14 protein-coding genes and 2 pseudogenes are annotated in these 15,606 nt (G+C 69.2%); 12 read left to right on the top strand and 4 right to left on the bottom strand.

All coding sequences use genetic code 11. The annotated features are described in order from the left end of the window. Positions 1–23: 23 nt before the first annotated feature. The 4 genes and pseudogenes from ACWDVB_RS07845 to ACWDVB_RS07860 form a co-directional block, all read left to right on the top strand. Positions 24–332 (top strand): DUF2469 domain-containing protein, encoded by a 309-nt coding sequence (locus tag ACWDVB_RS07845; RefSeq protein WP_003965949.1) that lies wholly within the window; start codon positions 24–26, stop codon positions 330–332. Between the two features lie 130 nt (positions 333–462). Beyond that, positions 463–840, top strand: coding sequence for a YraN family protein (locus ACWDVB_RS07850; RefSeq protein WP_451515800.1), 378 nt, complete (start codon positions 463–465; stop codon positions 838–840). Continuing rightward, positions 840–2,459: a YifB family Mg chelatase-like AAA ATPase gene (locus ACWDVB_RS07855; protein ID WP_451515801.1), complete on the top strand. Its 1,620-nt coding sequence runs from the start codon at positions 840–842 to the stop codon at positions 2,457–2,459. Before ACWDVB_RS07850 ends, ACWDVB_RS07855 begins: the two co-directional genes overlap by 1 nt. A gap of 29 nt (positions 2,460–2,488) precedes the next feature. Continuing rightward, positions 2,489–3,142: pseudogene (locus ACWDVB_RS07860) on the top strand (DNA-processing protein DprA); the annotation flags it as partial. A 138-nt stretch (positions 3,143–3,280) separates the two neighbouring features. Here the strand turns inward: ACWDVB_RS07860 and ACWDVB_RS07865 are convergent. From ACWDVB_RS07865 to ACWDVB_RS07875, 3 genes are read right to left on the bottom strand one after another with little or no spacing between them, the layout of a single operon-like run. Then, positions 3,281–3,811: a DUF6262 family protein gene (locus ACWDVB_RS07865; protein ID WP_451515802.1), complete on the bottom strand. Its 531-nt coding sequence runs from the start codon at positions 3,809–3,811 to the stop codon at positions 3,281–3,283. Continuing rightward, positions 3,808–6,291, bottom strand: coding sequence for a tyrosine-type recombinase/integrase (locus tag ACWDVB_RS07870; protein ID WP_451515803.1), 2,484 nt, complete (start codon positions 6,289–6,291; stop codon positions 3,808–3,810). The genes ACWDVB_RS07865 and ACWDVB_RS07870 overlap by 4 nt, the downstream gene beginning before the upstream one ends. Then, complete coding sequence (locus ACWDVB_RS07875) at positions 6,288–7,454, bottom strand: tyrosine-type recombinase/integrase (RefSeq protein WP_451515804.1); 1,167 nt, start codon at positions 7,452–7,454, stop codon at positions 6,288–6,290. Before ACWDVB_RS07875 ends, ACWDVB_RS07870 begins: the two co-directional genes overlap by 4 nt. A gap of 127 nt (positions 7,455–7,581) precedes the next feature. On the opposite strand from ACWDVB_RS07875, the pseudogene ACWDVB_RS07880 reads away from it, so the two are divergent. The 3 genes and pseudogenes from ACWDVB_RS07880 to ACWDVB_RS07890 all read left to right on the top strand — a co-directional run. Continuing rightward, positions 7,582–8,058: pseudogene (locus ACWDVB_RS07880) on the top strand (DNA-processing protein DprA); the annotation flags it as partial. A 352-nt stretch (positions 8,059–8,410) separates the two neighbouring features. After that, positions 8,411–9,253 (top strand): RNA polymerase sigma factor WhiG, encoded by an 843-nt coding sequence (gene whiG / locus ACWDVB_RS07885; protein ID WP_362339986.1) that lies wholly within the window; start codon positions 8,411–8,413, stop codon positions 9,251–9,253. A 118-nt stretch (positions 9,254–9,371) separates the two neighbouring features. Next, a complete protein-coding gene (locus ACWDVB_RS07890; RefSeq protein WP_451515865.1) occupies positions 9,372–9,929 on the top strand; it encodes a TetR/AcrR family transcriptional regulator in 558 nt (185 codons plus the stop codon). An 8-nt stretch (positions 9,930–9,937) separates the two neighbouring features. On the opposite strand, the gene ACWDVB_RS07895 is transcribed toward ACWDVB_RS07890, so the two are convergent. Then, on the bottom strand, positions 9,938–10,507 hold the full coding sequence (locus tag ACWDVB_RS07895; protein WP_451515805.1) for a murein hydrolase activator EnvC family protein: 570 nt from the start codon (positions 10,505–10,507) through the stop codon (positions 9,938–9,940). A 338-nt stretch (positions 10,508–10,845) separates the two neighbouring features. On the opposite strand from ACWDVB_RS07895, the gene rpsB reads away from it, so the two are divergent. The 5 genes from rpsB to ACWDVB_RS07920 all read left to right on the top strand — a co-directional run bounded on the left by rpsB (position 10,846) and on the right by ACWDVB_RS07920 (position 15,552). Next, a complete protein-coding gene (rpsB, locus tag ACWDVB_RS07900; RefSeq protein WP_451515806.1) occupies positions 10,846–11,793 on the top strand; it encodes a 30S ribosomal protein S2 in 948 nt (315 codons plus the stop codon). A gap of 101 nt (positions 11,794–11,894) precedes the next feature. Further along, complete coding sequence (gene tsf, locus ACWDVB_RS07905) at positions 11,895–12,731, top strand: translation elongation factor Ts (RefSeq protein WP_451515807.1); 837 nt, start codon at positions 11,895–11,897, stop codon at positions 12,729–12,731. A 201-nt stretch (positions 12,732–12,932) separates the two neighbouring features. Continuing rightward, a complete protein-coding gene (pyrH, locus tag ACWDVB_RS07910; protein WP_451515808.1) occupies positions 12,933–13,694 on the top strand; it encodes a UMP kinase in 762 nt (253 codons plus the stop codon). Between the two features lie 155 nt (positions 13,695–13,849). Continuing rightward, positions 13,850–14,407, top strand: coding sequence for a ribosome recycling factor (gene frr, locus ACWDVB_RS07915; RefSeq protein WP_451515809.1), 558 nt, complete (start codon positions 13,850–13,852; stop codon positions 14,405–14,407). Positions 14,408–14,439: 32 nt separating this feature from the next. Beyond that, positions 14,440–15,552 carry a phosphatidate cytidylyltransferase gene (locus tag ACWDVB_RS07920; protein ID WP_451515810.1) on the top strand — a complete coding sequence of 371 codons (1,113 nt, stop codon included), beginning with the start codon at positions 14,440–14,442 and terminating at the stop codon, positions 15,550–15,552. The last annotated feature ends 54 nt before the right edge of the window (positions 15,553–15,606 follow it).

Below are 15,606 nucleotides of genomic sequence, written 5' to 3' on the forward strand. Positions count from 1 at the left end.
GCACGGCTGAAGGGGAACATGCCATGAGCGCCGAGGACCTCGAGAAGTACGAGACCGAGATGGAGCTGAAGCTCTACCGGGAGTACCGCGATGTCGTCGGTCTGTTCAAATACGTGATCGAGACCGAGCGGCGCTTCTACCTCACCAATGACTACGAGATGCAGGTTCACTCGGTCCAGGGCGAGGTTTTCTTTGAGGTGTCCATGGCGGATGCCTGGGTGTGGGACATGTACCGGCCTGCTCGGTTCGTGAAGCAGGTGCGGGTGCTCACGTTCAAGGACGTGAACATCGAGGAGCTCAACAAGAGCGACCTGGAGCTGCCCGGGGGCTGAGGCCGGGCGTTCGGGCGCGGGCGGCTTCACTCGCCGGGGTGGCGGAGTTTTCCACAACCGGCGAGTAATGCACCAAGATCCAATAGGTGTGGCCGGGTCCGTGACTGTGGGTGCCGGAGGTGGTGCCGACATGAACGCACGGGGAGCACTCGGCAAGTACGGCGAAGACCTGGCCGCGCGGCGGCTGGTCGAGTCGGGGATGACGGTCCTGGAGCGCAATTGGCGCGCGGGCAGGACCGGTGAGATCGACATCGTGGCCATGGACGGCGAGGCCCTCGTCGTCTGCGAGGTCAAGACGCGCAGGGCGGGCCTGGTCGGCACCGCGCTGTTCGAGCATCCGATGGCGGCCGTCGGCCGGGCCAAGGCGGAGCGGCTGCGGCGCCTGGCGCAGCGCTGGATCGAGCAGCGCGGCGGCCCACCGCCGGGTGGCGTCCGCATCGACCTGGTCGGTGTCCTGCTCCCGCGGCGCGGCGCTCCCGTCGTCGAGCATGCGCGGGGGGTGGCTTGATGGGATTCGCGCGTACGTGTTCCGTGGCCCTGGTCGGCGTCGAGGGCGTCGTCGTGGAGGTGCAGGCCGACCTGGAGCCGGGCGTGGCGGCGTTCACGCTGGTGGGACTGCCGGACAAGAGCCTGACGGAGAGCCGTGACCGGGTCCGCGCCGCCGTGGTCAACTCGGGTGGAGAGTGGCCCCAGAAGAAGCTCACGGTGGGGCTGAGCCCGGCATCGGTCCCCAAGGGCGGCAGCGGTTTCGATCTCGCTGTCGCGTGCGCGGTGCTCGGGGCGGCCGAGCGGATCGATCCGCGGGTGCTCGCCGACATCGTGATGATCGGTGAGCTGGGCCTCGACGGGCGGGTGCGACCGGTCCGGGGAGTGCTGCCGGCGGTCCTGGCCGCGGCGGACGCGGGGTACGAACAGGTGGTCGTCCCGGAGTGCACGGCCGCGGAGGCCTCGCTGGTGCCGGGGGTCTCGGTCCTCGGCGTGCGCAGCCTGCGGCAGCTCATCGCGGTGCTCACCGACGAGCCGGTGCCGCAGGAGGAGCCGGACGAGCCCGGGCGGCCCGATCCGTTGCTCGCCGGGCTCTGCGTGCCGGGCACCGGTGTGGGCACGGGCCTCGGCGCCGCGATGGACGACGCCCACGCGCTGGACCTGGCCGACGTCGTCGGGCAGGCGTCGGCGAGGACCGCCGTGGAGGTGGCCGCCGCCGGGGCGCACCACATCTTCCTGCAAGGGCCGCCGGGCGCGGGCAAGACGATGCTCGCGGAGCGGCTGCCGGCGATCCTGCCCCGGCTGACCCGCGAGGAGTCCCTGGAGGTGACGGCTGTTCACTCGGTGGCGGGCATGCTCCCTCCGGGCAGGCCGCTGGTGGACATCGCGCCGTACTGCGCGCCGCACCACTCCGCGACGATGCAGTCGCTCGTGGGCGGCGGCAAAGGGCTCGCGCGGCCGGGAGCGGTCTCGCTGGCTCACCGCGGGGTGCTTTTCCTGGACGAGGCGCCGGAGTTCAGCAGCCAGACCCTCGACTCCTTGCGCCAGCCGCTCGAGTCGGGCCATGTGGTGATCGCCCGCAGCGCGGGAGTGGTGCGGCTGCCCGCCAAGTTCCTGATGGTGCTGGCGGCCAACCCCTGTCCTTGCGGGCGGCATACGCTGCTCGGCGACGGCTGCGAGTGCCCGGCCTCCGTCGTCCGCCGCTACCAGGCCCGTCTGTCGGGACCGCTGCTCGACCGGGTCGACCTCAAGGTCCAGGTGGAGGCCGTCACCCGCTCCGAACTGGCCGGGTACGGCGCGCCCGGAGAGTCCACGCGGACCGTCGCCGACCGCGTGCGCACCGCGCGCGAGAGAGCGGCGGCCAGACTCTCCGGCACCGGCTGGCGGACCAACAGCGAAGTGCCAGGCCACGCGCTGCGCACGCGATGGCCGGCCGCCCCGGGCGCACTGGACGCGGCCGAGATGGACCTGGAGCGCGGCTTCCTGACCGCCCGCGGACTCGACCGCGTCCTGCGGGTGGCGTGGACCGTCGCGGACCTGGCCGGGCACGACCGGCCCTGCGCGCAAGACGTCGCGCTGGCGCTTCAGTTGCGCACGGGGATCTCGCGCGGCGTGCCGATGGTGATCGGAGCGCCGAGGTGACCGTCGGGCCCCCGGCGGAGGAGGAACGCATGGCCAGGGTCGCCCTGACGCGGGTGTTGGAGCCCGGGGACGAAGTCGGGGGCCGGTGGCTGCGGGAGGCCGGGGCCGTCGAGGTGCTGCGCAGGCTCGGTGGTGAGGAGAGGCGGCTCTCGGGAGTGACCGGTCGGCGGTGGGAAGGACTGCGGGCGCGGGCCGCGGGGGTGCGGCCGGGGCGCGACCTGGAGACGGCGCGGGACGCCGGGGCGCGGTTCGTGTGCCCGGGGGACGTGGAGTGGCCCTCGCCGCTGGACGACCTCGGGGACGCGCGGCCGATCGGGCTCTGGGTGCGGGGGCGGCCGTCCTTACGGATATGGGCACTGCGGTCGGTGGCCGTCGTCGGAGCCCGGGCCTGCACGGAGTACGGCGCACACATGGCGGCCTGCCTCGGCGCCGGGCTGGCGGAGCGCGGCTGGGTCGTGGTCTCCGGAGGGGCGTACGGCGTGGACGGCGCCGCGCACCGGGGAGCGCTCGGCGCGGGCGGTGCCACCGTGGCCGTGCTGGCCTGCGGGGTGGACCGGCCCTATCCCCGCGGGCACGCCGAGTTGATCGGACGGATCGCGGAACAGGGACTCGTGGTCGGGGAGTTGCCGCCGGGGGACCATCCGACGCCGAGCCGGTTCATCCTGCGGAACAGGGTGATCGCCGATTCTCTGGGGGTCCCAGCTGTTGCGGTGGCCAGTGACTCGCATTGATGCAGCTCAACGCTGGCGTGGCTGACTCTATCCATTGCAACAGCTGTGGTGCTAGGTCTCTTTCAGGCGAGGAAGGTGGGGGTCGTGACCTCAGCTGTGGCGGGGTGGCCCCTGGTTCAGAGCGCGGGTCAACTCGCGGTTAGCTGCTCGTGATGCTTCAAGCTCCTCCGTCCGCTCGTCGAGCTCGGCTCGCGTCTCGACGAGCTCCTGTTCCAGGCGGGTGATGTGCCGCTGGAGTTGATCTAGGTCGGCGGCCGCCCCGAGCCCGGACTCGTCCCAGACGGCCTGACCGAGCGTCTCGGAGAGACGCTTCTCCAACTGCTGGACTCGCGTAGTCAGCCGCATGTTCCGCCCGAGTGCGTTGGCGAGGTCGGTTTGCAGGGAGGCTCGGCTGACTGCCGCCAGCTGGCCCTCGCCGACCGGGGTTGTGGCGGCGGCATGGACGCGCTGGAGCAGATCGCGGTGCCGATAGAGGAAGGTGCGATCGACCCGCGCTGCTCGTGCGACCGCGGAGACCGTGATGTCTTGGCGCTGCTTCAACATGCCATCCAGAGCCTTGATGACGCGTTCGCGGCGGCGGGCGGAATCTGCCTGCTTGCCTTCGATCATGCGGTTGGTCATGCAGAGGGCCTCTCAGGACGAAGATCGTGCGGTGATGGCGGAGCATGCCGCGGCATGCCGAGCGAGACGACTCGACGGCTTCGGCGGACCACCGTGATGGCCTCCTGGATCTGAGCTTGTTCCTCATTGGTGAGGTCATCGAGATCGGCGCGAACCCGCTGGATCAGCCGCCGAACGCGGGTGATCTCCTCGTCCGACGGCATCGCCTCGCTCTTGGCCCATGAGTCGGCGGCGAACGCCGCCAGACGCTCCCGCCCGCGCCGGAGATCAGCGAGGTATGCCTCCAGGTCCGGCAGATAGGACACATCGGACCGGAAATGATCACAGCCGACGCAGCGAAAGCGGACCGGGCAGTCGTGTCCGCCAGCCGCGACGTTGGTCGGCTCGGTGCAGATTCCGTAGGGAACCTGGACCGAACCCAGGCCGCGGCGGGTATGTTCGTCGTCGAGCAGGGCCTGGGCCTGGCGCCAGACTCGGTTGCCATGCCGGTCGAACTGCATCGCTGTGACGCGGTCGACGGCCTCCCGTCGCCGTTCCTCTCCAACCCGGTAGTAGCGCTGGGTGGTGTCTAGCTGGCGATGGTCCATCAGCTTGTTGAGGACGTCGATAGGGGTGCCCTTGTCGGCATGACGCTGGGCATAGGAGTGCCGGTAGGCGTAGGGGAAGATCTTCGACTTGTCGAACGGCACCATCTCGGTGGTCCGCTTGCCGTCGCGCTCGATCACGATCGCGACCAGGAACTCGGGGAGCGAGTCGACCCAGGCGCGGTGCCGCTCAGTGATCCATCCGTCGGTGAACGTCTTGGTGCCGGCCGGGTTGTTCTTGCTGGACGGCAGGAGCTTCAGCTCCTTGGGCGGGGTGTTGGGGAAGCGGGCGCGGGTCCGTTTCTGCTGGGCCGTGATCAGGCCCGCGGTAGCCTCGGCGATGGGCAGTCTGCGGCCGAGGCGAAACTCCTTGTGGTTGTCATAAACCAGCACCGGCTTCCCGTCGCTGTCCCGGTCCAGGCAGTCCAGGGGCAGAGTGTTGACCTCGTTCGGGCGGCGGCCGGTGTCGATGAGGAGCTCGACGGCCGTGCGGATCTCGGGATCGTTGTCGGACTCCAGCTTCTCCAGGTGCTCGCAGAGCTGGCGCATGACCTCGTTGGGGAGGTCACGGCCGGCTTCGGCGTCTTCGGGATCGTCGGGTATGTCTTCCGCGAGGACGGCGAAGTCGGAGGGGAGCCCGTGGAGTGGCTCGCCCGGTCGCGTCAGCCCCATGGTTCTCATGCGGTTGAGCAGTCGGCGGGTGTCGCGAACGTGGATGACCCGCCGCAGAGCGCTGACCTCCTCCTTCTCCTGGAGGAAGAGGAGCCGGTTGAGGAAGCTGACGATGTCGTCCCGGCCCAGTAGATGCGGGTCGGACCCTCCGTCGACCCGGGTGACCCGCAGGCTCTTCGACAGCTGGACGAGGGACTTGATCCTGTCTTGGACGACCCGCAGAGCCTTGTCACCGCGACGCTTGGGAACGTCATCCAGAGCCCATGCCTGAACGGCGTCACGCAACCAGGACTGTGTGATCCCCTCGAAGTGGAGGTAGCCCTTGAGACCGAAGGCCGCCCCGTCCCAGACCTCCTTGTGGCGTTCGGTTTCCGGCGACAAGTTCAATCGGCGTATGTGCTTGAGCATGGTGTTAGCCATGCCGCGCAGAGCCTTGGGCAGGTCGGAGACATCGAGCTCGGAGAGTGAGGCGACTTGATGCGCGCGAGCGCGGTCGCTCAACGGCCGCAGCTGAAAGTCGAGCTGGCGGATTCCCTCGCCGTAGCGCTGTTGGAGGCTGTAGAGGATCTCGGCCACGACGCGGTCCGGGAGGCCGCGCAGACTGACTTTGCCGGTCTCTGCGACCGCCGGCGCCGTCCGCCGCCAGCGTTCTTCCTCCGGAGGCTCCTCGACTCGGCAGGCGATCTTCCACATCTGTTGATGGGCCTGGCAGTAGGGGCCGTGGCCGTGCCGCTGCCGGGTGCAGGCGACGGCCTGACAGGGGCCGAAGGTCGGGAAAGGCACGAGATCGGGGAGGAGAAGGAACTCCTCCAGCGGCAGCTGGAACGTCCTCTGCTGCTGCCAGCGGTGGGCGCGACACAGCGCGATCGCCGCGGTCATCCATGGCCGTTCGCACTCGTTGACGCGACACGAGTCGACACCGATGCCTCGCCAGTTGCGCTTCACCGTCGTGACGAACTGGTCGAAACTCTGGCCGCTCTTCTCCATCCGGACCGTGCAGCCGCGGCAGAGCCCGCGGTGCCGAGCCTGGAAGGCGGGGTTGCTGCAGCCGGCCAGAACACACGCGGGCCCGCTCAGCAGTGGGTCGTTTGGCGGGAACTGCAGGACGCGGATCTCAGGATCCCAGCCCATCAGCGAGAGGAACCCCGGGGCGACTGACGCCATCAGGTCGGCAGTCAGCTGGTCGATGTCCGTCCTGGTGGACGGAGCGAGAAGCGCGGTCATCGCTCGCCTCCCTCGCGGGGCAACCGCGGGGACGGCACCCGATCGACCGCGTCGCGCAGTCGTGTCGCCTTGGGGTGGATATAGGGGCGAGGCGACGAAGGGTGCTTCTGCCCGAGCAGGGCCTGGACCTCGTCGAGCTTCCCGCCTGCGTCAGCGACGTTGCTGGCCATCGCATGCCGACACATCCGCGCGGTAACCATCCGGTCCAGGCCGGCCCGGCGGGACAACGACTCGCAGAGTTCACCGATCGCATCGGTCGTGATCGGTGAGCCGTAGGGCGGCCGGAACAGATTGACGAGCAGGAAGTCACTGCCGTCGTCCTCGCCGAGGACCTCGTGCCGTTCGACCGCGTGCTGGTCGAAAGCCTGCACCACCAGAAAGTCGACGGGCATGACCCATGACTGCTTCGACTTTGACCAGGCGTCGTTCTCGTTCTGCCGCCGAACGACGTGGATGTGGGCGCCCTCGGCGTTGCAGCCCAGAACCCGCGAGTCCATCATCAGGTGCGGATCACTGCGGCGCAGGCCCGCGGTCTGGCCCGGCCGGAGCCCGACCCGGGAGAGCAACAGCAGAGTCAGCCGATCCCTGGCCGAACGGCAGGCCAGGAACATTGCGACGACCTCTTCGTCGCTGGCCCGGTCAATGTCGGTCTCTGGCTCCTGCAGCCGGTGCCGGGCCCGCAATCGGACCTGCATTCCGCCGCTCTCGCCCTTGGCCTCCTGCGGCAGGTCCCTCGAGTCGCCCGGTTCGTAGATCTGCTCCAGCACCCAGGCCGGTGCCTCCTCGTTGGCGATCGCGTGGAGCAGGAACATCCGCACGCCGGTCAGCACCTTGTTGATTCGCCGGTCGCCGCGTACCGGCTTGGCGCCGGGGCCGGGCACCACGACTCGGTGCTGACCTCCCCGCCCTGGCGTCCACCTCAGCCACAGGATGAAAAGTCCCATGTCCCGCGTGGCAGTTCTCCAGTCGCGGCCGGTGGCCGAGCACCACTGAAGCAAGAGGACGATGGCGTGGGCATACGCCTTCGTCGTTGACTCCGCCCGGCCTTGGGCCAGGCGCACCTCCCGCAAGAAGCGGTCGGCAGGTTGGAAGACCCTGAACTCCTCGTCCAGCACGGTCCAGTAGCTGGCACCCGAAGGCAGCCGTACGCGGAAAACCCGCACGTGTACCCCTCCACAAGTAGATCGCAACGATCCACCGCAGAGCTGCACCCCCTGAGAACCGCCGCAGGTGACTCTACGAGGGCCCTCTATGCCACGTCACACCACACCCGCCGAACCCCCAGAGAACGCCGCGCTGACCCGAGGGACGGTGGTGGTGGAGGCCGCGTACCGCAGCGGGGCGCTCGCCACGGCACGGTCCGCCCAGGAGCTGGGGCGCTTCACCATGGGCGTCCCGGGGCCCGCGACCAGCGGGCTCTCCGCGGGGGTGCATGAACTGCTGCGGGGTGACGGAGTCCTGGTGACCGACGCCGCGGAAGTCGTCGAGCTGGTCGGCGGCATGGGTGAGCTGGCCCCGGAGCGACGCGGGCCCGTCATACCGCGCGATCTGCTCGCCCCGGAGGCAGCCCGCGTCCTGGCCGCGCTGCCCGCGCGAGGACGCACGACGGCTGGGGACATCGCGGTCGGCGCGGGGACGACCGGGGACGACGCGGTAGGGCGCCTGTACGAACTTCAGTCGTTGGGGTTCGTCGAACGACACGGCGACGGCTGGCAGTTGACACGCCAGGTGTTTCGGTCGGTCTTCGCCACTGGAGGTGAATCGTGACCTAGCGTGTTCCGCCGGACGGATGACCCTGGAAGACCTTGGGAAAACGCGCAGTTGATGCGTCGACGCCGTTACGTCGGCGACGGGGCCGACGCCGCGGGGCACCCAGCGGAACGTATCTGCGCACGCACGATCCCATAGTCTTCGCACACTGCGACACTCCAGTCACGCTACGCTCACAAGGGTTCCGACGCGGACAGGCAACAGACGGACAACCTCATTCAATCCACGCAAGCTTCCCGACCTCACTGACCTCGCTGGGCTCAGCGACCTCACTGAGCCCACAGACCCCGCAGACCCCACCGACTCACACGACCTCACCACTTCACGGCAGAACGGCTCAAGGCGACGAATGCCCCAGCACACCTCCGGGTCCGACCGGGCGGCGGTTCCTCCCGCTGCCCGTAGCGGCGAGCGGGAGCGGCCTCCCGCCCCCTCGTCGCTGGACGAGTTGTGGCGCTCGTACAAGGAGACGGGGGACGGGCGGCTGCGGGAGCAGCTGATCCTGCACTACTCGCCGCTGGTGAAGTACGTCGCGGGCCGGGTGAGCGTGGGGCTGCCGCCCAACGTGGAGCAGGCCGACTTCGTCTCGTCCGGGGTGTTCGGGCTGATCGACGCGATCGAGAAGTTCGACATCGAGCGGTCGATCAAGTTCGAGACCTATGCGATCACCCGCATTCGCGGGGCGATGATCGACGAACTGCGGGCGCTCGACTGGATCCCGCGGTCCGTACGGCAGAAGGCGCGCAACGTCGAGCGGGCCTACGCCACCTTGGAGGCGCAGCTCCGGCGCACTCCGTCGGAGGGCGAGGTCGCCGCAGAGATGGGGATCGCGTTGGAGGAACTGCACGCGGTTTTCAGCCAGTTGTCACTGGCGAACGTGGTGGCGCTCGAAGAGCTGCTGCACGTCGGCGGTGACGGCGGCGACCGGCTGAGCCTGATGGACACGCTCGAGGACCACGCGGCCGACAACCCCGTGGAGGTCGCCGAGGACCGGGAGCTGCGCAGGCTGCTGGCACGGGCGATCAACACACTTCCCGAGCGTGAGAAGACCGTCGTGACGCTCTACTACTACGAAGGGCTCACGCTCGCCGAGATCGGCAATGTGCTCGGGGTGACCGAGAGCCGGGTGAGTCAGATCCACACCAAGTCGGTGCTGCAGCTGCGGGCGAAGCTGGCGAGTTTTGGCCGCTGACGTGGCGCGTCGAGTGAGCTGAATCGTCCCTGCCCGAGGCATGTGCGCACAGCCACGACTCCCGCGCGGGGCGTCCCGTCCGTAAGGTGGGGCTGTGCCAAGGATTCGAGCGGCCTCTGTGGCCGAGCACCGGTCGATGCAGCGCGGGGCCCTGCTGGACGCCGCGCGGTCCCTGTTGTCCGAAGGCGGTACGGAGGCGTTGACCTTCCCCGCCCTCGCCGAGCGCACCGGGCTCGCCCGGTCGTCCGTGTATGAGTACTTCCGCTCGCGGGCGGCCGTCGTGGAAGAGCTGTGCGAGGTCGACTTTCCCGTCTGGGCGGCCGAGGTGTCGGCGGCCATGGAGGGCGCGGCGTCGGCCGAGGACAAGGTCGAGGCGTATGTGCGGCGGCAGCTGGCCCTGGTGGGGGACCGGCGGCACCGGGCCGTGGTCGCCATCTCCGCCAGTGAGCTGGACGCCGGGGCCCGGGAGAAGATCCGTGCCGCGCACGGCGGGCTCATCGCGATGATCGTCGAGGCGTTGGAAGAGCTGGGGCACGAGCAGCCCCGGATGGCGGCGATGCTGCTCCAGGGCATCGTGGACGCGGCCGTGCGGCGGATCGAGTTGGGCGCCGCGGAGGACCCCGCTGCCATCACCGAGGCGGCGGTTTCCATGGCCCTGCGCGGAGTCCGGGGTTGAGTCTCCGCTCATCGGCCCGGTGGCTGTCCGTGCGGCGGGAGCAGGCGGGACGGGCCTCGGCGCTGTAGCCAGGGCGGGAGCAGCGTCAGCGGGTTCAGGTACGCCTCGCCCCTGAGCAGGCCCCAGTGCAGGCAGCTTTCGGGGCAGTGGCCGGTCGGGGCTTCCAGGACGCCGACCTCCTCTCCCGCGGTGACTTCGGCGCCCTTCTTCAGCGTGGGCCGCACCGGTTCGTACGTCGTGCGCAGCGGGGGATCACCGGTGCCGTCCAGCTCCACCGAGACCACACCTCGGCCCGCCACCCGGCCCGCGAAGGAGACCCGGCCGGGTGCCACCGCCCGGACCGGAGTGCCCGGCGGCGCGGCGAGGTCCACGCCCCGGTGGCCCGTGCCGTACGCGGTCGAGGGCGGATCCCAGGCGCGTACGACCGGAGGGTGCGTGCCCACCGGCCACGCCGTCGCCACGGGGAGGGGTGGGACGAGGGACGGGACCGGGGACGGGGTCGGGGTCCGGATCGAGGGCGGGCTCAGAGCGGTGGCCAGCAGTGCGGCCAGTGTCGTCAGCAGCAGTTCCAGGCGCATGTGAGAACCGTCCCGCGTCCCGGCGTTCCGTGGGGATCATGGTCCGGATCTGTGGAGTACCGGCCGGTTGTGGACAGTGCCGTCACCCGCTCGGGGCACCCCCCGAACGGCTCCGTCGCCAGGTCACGGGCGGCGGCGTCACCGGGCGCCCCGCGGGTCCCGTACACTTCTTGTGGCGATCCGGGTCACCGGGTCGACTTCGCACGCCCCGACACCAGGTCATGAAAAATCCGGTGTCAGCGCCCCTCGGTCCCTCGCGGGCAAGGCGCACAGCGGGCGTCAGGCGCGAGTGCCGTCCGGCACACGCGGCACAACCGAGAATCTCAAGGAGAACGGCCATGGCCGTCGTCACGATGCGGGAGCTGCTGGAAAGCGGCGTCCACTTCGGTCACCAGACCCGTCGTTGGAACCCGAAGATGAAGCGCTTCATCTTCACGGAGCGCAACGGCATCTACATCATCGACCTGCTCCAGTCGCTGTCGTACATCGACCGCGCCTACGAGTTCGTCAAGGAGACCGTCGCCCACGGCGGCACGGTCATGTTCGTCGGCACGAAGAAGCAGGCGCAGGAGGCCATCGCCGAGCAGGCCACCCGCGTCGGCATGCCTTACGTCAACCAGCGCTGGCTGGGCGGCATGCTCACCAACTTCTCGACCGTCTACAAGCGTCTGCAGCGCCTCAAGGAGCTCGAGCAGATCGACTTCGAGGACGTCGCCGCTTCCGGTCTCACCAAGAAGGAGCTTCTCGTGCTGTCGCGCGAGAAGGCCAAGCTGGAGAAGACCCTCGGTGGTATCCGCGAGATGTCCAAGGTGCCCAGCGCCGTCTGGATCGTGGACACCAAGAAGGAGCACATCGCGGTCGGTGAGGCCCGGAAGCTCAACATCCCGGTCGTCGCCATCCTCGACACCAACTGCGACCCCGACGAGGTCGACTACAAGATCCCCGGCAACGACGACGCGATCCGCTCCGTCACGCTGCTCACCCGCGTGATCGCCGACGCCGTCGCCGAGGGCCTCATCGCCCGCTCCGGCGCCGCCACCGGCGACTCGAAGCCGGGCGAGAAGACCGCCGGCGAGCCGCTCGCGGAGTGGGAGCGCGACCTGCTCGAGGGCGAGAAGAAGGCCGACTCCGAGGAGGCCGCCGAGGCCCCCAAGGCCGAGGAGGCGCCGGCTGAGGCCGCCGCCGAGGTTCCGGCCGCTGAGGCTCCGGCCGCCGAGGCCCCGGCCGCCGAGGCTGAGGCCGCCGAGTCCGCCGAGGCCCCGGCCGCGGACGCCGAGCAGGCCTGACCTCACAGGTTCGGTAGTTGACGGCGGGGGCCCGATCGGCCCCCGCCGTTCACCCGTAGACCTCCGTAGATCTTTCAGACTTCGAGAGAGAATTTTCGATCATGGCGAACTACACCGCCGCTGACGTCAAGAAGCTCCGTGAGCTCACGGGCGCCGGCATGATGGACTGCAAGAAGGCGCTCGACGAGGCCGAGGGCAGCGTCGACAAGGCCGTCGAGGCGCTCCGCATCAAGGGCCAGAAGGGCGTCGCCAAGCGCGAGGGCCGCTCCGCCGAGAACGGCGCCGTGGTCTCCCTCATCGCCGACGACAACACCTCCGGTGTCATCGTCGAGCTGAAGTGCGAGACGGACTTCGTTGCCAAGGGTGAGAAGTTCCAGGCCGTGGCGAACAACCTCGCCGCCCACATCGCCAAGACCTCCCCGGCCGACATCGAGACGCTGCTCGCCTCCGAGATCGAGGCCGGCAAGACCGTCCAGGCGTACGTCGACGAGGCCAACGCCAACCTCGGTGAGAAGATCGTCCTGGACCGCTTCGCGCAGTTCTCGGGCGCCTACGTCACCGCGTACATGCACCGCACGATGCCCGACCTGCCCCCGCAGATCGGTGTCCTCGTCGAGCTGGACAAGGCCGACGCCGCCGTCGCCAAGGGTGTCGCGCAGCACATCGCCGCCTTCGCGCCGAAGTACCTCTCCCGCGAGGACGTCCCGGCCGAGGTCGTCGAGAGCGAGCGTCGTGTCGCCGAGGAGACCACCCGCGCCGAGGGCAAGCCCGAGGCCGCGCTCCCGAAGATCGTCGAGGGTCGCGTCAACGGCTTCTTCAAGGAAGCCACGCTCCTCGGCCAGCCGTACGCGCTGGACAACAAGAAGTCGGTCGAGAAGGTTCTCGCCGAGGCCGGTGTCACCCTGAAGCGCTTCTCGCGCATCAAGGTCGGCATCTGAGTCCGTACCGCGATCGACGGTAGACCCCGCTAGGGTCGACAGCGGTCGCCCGCGTGGGAAGGCCCTCTCCAGGGAATTCCGTACGCGATGTACGACCGCAGGATCTGACGAGGAGGCCACTGCCGAGCATGGGATGCGAACGACACCCCACCGGCAGTGGCCTTCTTCGTATGTGTGTCAAGTAAGAGAAGCGAGAACACCATGACCACCAAGGCCGACTCGAAGAGTGACGACGACAAAGGCGCCGGACGCTTCCTGCTGAAGCTCTCCGGTGAGGCGTTCGCCGGCGGGGGCGGCCTCGGGGTCGACCCCGACGTGGTGCACGCCATCGCCCGGGAGATCGCGGCCGTGGTCCGCGACGGCGCCCAGATCGCCATCGTCATCGGCGGCGGAAACTTCTTCCGCGGCGCCGAGCTCCAGCAGCGCGGCATGGACCGGGCACGCTCGGACTACATGGGCATGCTCGGCACGGTCATGAACTGCCTCGCGCTGCAGGACTTCCTGGAGAAGGAAGGCATCGACTGCCGCGTCCAGACCGCCATCACCATGGGGCAGGTCGCGGAGCCGTACATCCCGCTGCGCGCCGTGCGCCACCTGGAGAAGGGCCGTGTGGTCATCTTCGGTGCCGGTATGGGCATGCCGTACTTCTCCACCGACACCACCGCCGCCCAGCGCGCCCTGGAGATCGACGCCGAGGCGCTGCTCATGGGCAAGAACGGCGTGGACGGTGTCTATGACTCCGACCCGAAGACCAACCCCGACGCGGTGAAGTTCGACGCCCTCGGCTACGGCGAGGTCATCACCCGCGACCTCAAGGTCGCCGACATGACCGCGATCACGCTGTGCCGGGACAACAAGCTGCCCATCCTCGTCTTCGAGCTGCTCTCCGAAGGCAATATCGCCCGGGCCGTCAAGGGTGAGAAGATCGGCACTCTCGTGGGCGACCAGGGAAGCCGGGACTGACCCCAGGGACCTGGCCCAGTCTCAAGGGATGGACGCGAGACGTCACTTGAGGGGATGGACAAAGCCCTGCCGGTCGGACACCGTGCAGGAAAGACACGCGACGCAGCCGGCCGCCCCGTGCCGGCCGGGCCTACTCAGACACGCAGGAGCAAGTGGTGATCGAAGAGACCCTCCTCGAGGCCGAGGAGAAGATGGAGAAGGCCGTCGTGGTCGCCAAGGAGGACTTCGCCGCGATCCGCACCGGCCGTGCGCACCCGGCGATGTTCAACAAGATCGTGGCTGACTACTACGGCGCGCTGACGCCGATCAACCAGCTGGCCTCGTTCTCGGTGCCGGAGCCGCGGATGGCGGTGGTGACCCCGTTCGACAAGACCGCGCTGCGCAACATCGAGCAGGCGATCCGCGACTCGGACCTCGGTGTCAACCCGAGCAATGACGGAAACATCATCCGGGTGACGTTCCCCGAGCTGACGCAGGACCGTCGCAAGGAGTACATCAAGGTCGCCAAGACCAAGGCCGAGGACTCCAAGGTCTCGATCCGCTCCATCCGCCGCAAGGCCAAGGAAGCCATCGACAAGGCCGTCAAGGACGGCGACATCGGTGAGGACGAGGGCCGCCGCGCGGAGAAGGAGCTCGAGGACACCACCGCGAAGTACGTCGCTCAGGTGGACGAGCTGCTCAAGCACAAGGAAGCCGAGCTGCTCGAAGTCTGAGGCTCGAGTCCGAGGAATCAGGAAACCGATCCGTGAACGACTCTTCCTGGGGGGCGCCGCCCAGAACCGGGTATTGGGGGCCGTCCGACCAGGGACCTGGTCGGGGGGCGCCCCCGGCAGGTCCCGCGTACGATGCGCAGGACGCGCTGCTTCCGTCCGGGACGCAGCCCATGCCCGTCGGGCCCGACGTACCCGTGAGCGGCTCAGCTCAGGACGAGGACCGGGGGGTCACCCGGACGGGCGGCCCCCCGTTCCGTGACGAGCCTCCGCAGGAGCCCATGCCCAGCGCACCACAGCCAGCCCCGGCAGCGCCGCAGCCTCCGCCGAAGAAGAGCGCGGGCCGCGATCTCGGGGCGGCCATAGGAGTCGGTGTGGGACTCGGCGCGGTGATCGTCGCGTCGCTGTTCATCGTCAAGGCCGTCTTCATCGGTGTCATAGCGGTCGCCGTCGTGGTCGGCCTCTGGGAGCTCACCTCCCGGCTCGACGAGCGCAAGGGCATCAAGCCGCCGCTGGTGCCGCTCGCGGTCGGCGGCGCGGCGATGGTCGTCGCCGGGTATGTGCGCGGGCCAGAGGGCGCCTGGGTGGCGATGGCGCTCACCGCGCTCGCGGTCCTGGTCTGGCGCATGACCGAGCCCCCTGAGGGCTATCTGAAGGACGTCACGGCCGGGGTCTTCGCGGCCTTCTACGTTCCTTTTCTCGCGACGTTCGTGGCGCTGATGCTCACCGCGGACGACGGACCGCAGCGGGTGCTGACGTTCCTGCTGCTCACCGTGGTCAGCGACACCGGGGCGTACGCGATCGGCTGGCGCTTCGGCAAGCACAAGCTGGCGCCCCGCATCAGCCCCGGCAAGACCCGCGAGGGCCTGCTCGGCGCGGTCACCTTCGCGATGGCCGGGGGCGCGCTGTGCATGGAGTTCCTGATCGACGGCGGGACGTGGTGGCAGGGGCTGCTCATCGGCCTCGCGGTCGCGGCGAGCGCCACGCTCGGTGACCTCGGCGAGTCGATGATCAAGCGGGACCTGGGCATCAAGGACATGGGCACGCTGCTGCCGGGCCACGGCGGAATCATGGACCGGTTGGACTCCTTGCTGCCGACGGCGCCGGTGGTGTGGCTGCTGCTCGTGGTGTTCGTGGGCTCCGGCTGACCGTCTGACCTGCGTAGATGTGTGTGAGGGGCTCGTTGTCCACAGGGCGGCGGG

This window comes from Streptomyces sp. NPDC003379, from assembly GCF_053589195.1.